Source organism: Okeania sp. SIO2B9 (assembly GCF_010672505.1).
Classification (GTDB): Bacteria; Cyanobacteriota; Cyanobacteriia; order Cyanobacteriales; family Microcoleaceae; genus Okeania; species Okeania hirsuta.
Genome location: NZ_JAAHGK010001228.1, coordinates 1 through 2,282, shown reverse-complemented (window position 1 = coordinate 2,282; position 2,282 = coordinate 1). Strand labels below are relative to the sequence as shown.

Genomic DNA, 2,282 nt, shown 5'->3' with positions numbered 1-2,282 from the left:
AGAATTATAGTCAATAGTTAATGTAGTATGTATTTATACTTAAACCTTGCTCGTAATGCCTATCATGTAAAAATCTGAGCAATAAATACCTGACACTACAAGCTAGACCTGCGGAATGTCGGTTATATACTACTTTTAATGATACGCTCTTGAAGTTCCGAATGTGGGTAGAGCTATAGCAGTTGAAGAAAAGGTTAGGACAAATCAAAAGCTTAAAACTAAGACAACGTAAAATTTTTCCTTCTTCCTTCTTCCTTCTTCAATTTAAAATTTTTCTAATTCAGCAATAATTCTCATAAATTCTTGCTTCAGATAATTATCATCTTCATAACAAGAAAGCAAAGAATGATAAAACCAAAGAGTTTTTTCTTTACCCCCACGAAAACGCTTCCAAACTATTTTCCCCTCCTGACGTAACGCAGCTAATAAGTCTCTCCCATTATGTAGTTTATCAGCAAGAGAAATACGCTTTACAGATTGAGTTCCATGACGAATTTGCTCAATATAACGTAATTTTCGCTCCTCCCAAGGTGGTTTAGGAATAGTCTCCGACTCCGTACAACCATCAATAATATCAACCACTGTTTCACCAAATAATTCCAGGATATGTTGACGAGTTTCCAGACCTCCCCTATCTTCCACCGCATCATGTAACAACGCAGCGATCGCTTCATCCTCATTCCCTCCATTTTCCAATACTAAAGCTGTCACACTCAACAAATGAGCAATATAAGGTGTATGTCCATCTTTGCGTAACTGTTGAGAATGTAATTGGTAAGCATATACTAATGCTCGTTCAAATTTTTCTGTTAGTCTTGTTGCGGTCATTTCAGTTATCAGTTATCAGTTGTCAGTTGTTATATTTTTTCCTCCTAATATTAAATATACAGGATTCTTGAAAAGACTATTTCCACATTACGGTATAAATACAAAGACCGTAGGTTGGGTGAAGCGACAGCGCCACCCAACAATAATTTAGGGAGATGGGGATACGGAGAGATGGAGTGATGGGGAGATTCGTGTATTTGCACAATTTTTTGTATTTCATATAATTATAATGTTGAGTTTCCTTTGTCAACCCAACCTACAGAAAGTGATATTAATACCTAGCAGAAAACCCCTAGTATAGGCCATGTTAGACTATCAATAGTCAAAAATAAACTTGTGTATATGACCGAAAAATTTTGGTTTCAAGTCTCCCCTTTTAACTGATAACTGATAACTGAAATAACCGCTATACAACTTAATTTAATTTCCCATCAAACTACTGATGGAATGCCATATCAACATATTCATATTGAAATAACTAATGCTGATGGTATTATTGAACGTAGGGCACCAATATGATTATACGATGATTATACGCTTATCTAATACATAAAGTCATTCTGCTGCTTGGGTAGGTTGCTATGATACTCGACTTGGTGCTGTTGTGGTTTCTACTCATACTCATGCGGTGACTGTTGGTTCTGTTTTAACTTTAGAGTTGCCAAATAGTTAATAATTAGGCATTTTGTAGGTTGGGTTGACGTTCGCGTAAGCGTTGCGGAGCAAAGGAAACCCAACAACAAATTTGTATCTGCACAAAAGAATTACCAAATAATTAATAATTAAGCATTTTGTAGGTTGGGTTGACGTTCGCGTAAGCGTTGCGGAGCAAAGGAAACCCAACAACAAATTTGTATCTGCTTTGAGAAGAAAGAAGTTAAGCAAACCTAACAACAAACTTATCAAAATAATTGGGTCGCGCAACCCCACCTTTGAAGGCGAAATGTTTTTGGAGACTTGCTCAAATTTCCCTGACAAAAACAACTTCTGACTTCTGAGTTTTGACTTCTGACTTCGTTAAATCTGTTGGGTTGCGCTTTCGCTTAACCCAACCTACGGTAACTTTTGATAATAATTAAACACAGAAAATGACCAGAAAATTTCCATTACAATTAGATGTAATTAAACTCGAAACAGAACAAAGCATCTATTCCTAAATCCCCATACAAACTATCATTTCCTGTACCACCAATCAGAAAATAACTTTCTTTTCCTCCTCTTAATACATCGTTTCCCACATCGCCATGAATCTCATCATTTCCTAAATTTCCACTCAGGAAATCATCATTATCACCACCGAAAATTAAGTCTAAATTTTTGCCACCAAGTATCGTATCGTTTCCTTGATTTCCATTGATTGTATCATTATCTTGATTGCCGTTAATAACTTCTGCATCTATAGCTCCAATAATTGAGTAATTGCCACTTATAGCGGTTTTCACAAAGGTAGACTA

The 2,282-nt window shown here is 36.0% G+C and carries 2 protein-coding genes and 1 pseudogene; 1 reads left to right on the top strand and 2 read right to left on the bottom strand.

Translation table 11 applies throughout. The annotated features are described in order from the left end of the window. Positions 1 to 264: 264 nt before the first annotated feature. Positions 265 to 828 carry an HD domain-containing protein gene (locus F6K13_RS29235; protein WP_124146720.1) on the bottom strand — a complete coding sequence of 188 codons (564 nt, stop codon included), beginning with the start codon at positions 826 to 828 and terminating at the stop codon, positions 265 to 267. A gap of 598 nt (positions 829 to 1,426) precedes the next feature. Here F6K13_RS29235 and F6K13_RS29230 point away from each other — a divergent pair. Further along, positions 1,427 to 1,501 (top strand): annotated as a pseudogene (locus tag F6K13_RS29230) (CRISPR-associated protein Csx3); the annotation flags it as partial. Positions 1,502 to 1,940: 439 nt separating this feature from the next. Here F6K13_RS29230 and F6K13_RS29225 read toward each other — a convergent pair. Then, positions 1,941 to 2,270: a calcium-binding protein gene (locus tag F6K13_RS29225; RefSeq protein ID WP_124146743.1), complete on the bottom strand. Its 330-nt coding sequence runs from the start codon at positions 2,268 to 2,270 to the stop codon at positions 1,941 to 1,943. Positions 2,271 to 2,282: the final 12 nt, after the last annotated feature.

Coding starts and splice junctions, on each gene's coding strand:
- F6K13_RS29235 (WP_124146720.1), bottom strand. CDS start 828: ATGACCGCAACAAGACTAACAGAAAAATTTGAACGAGCATTAGTATAT.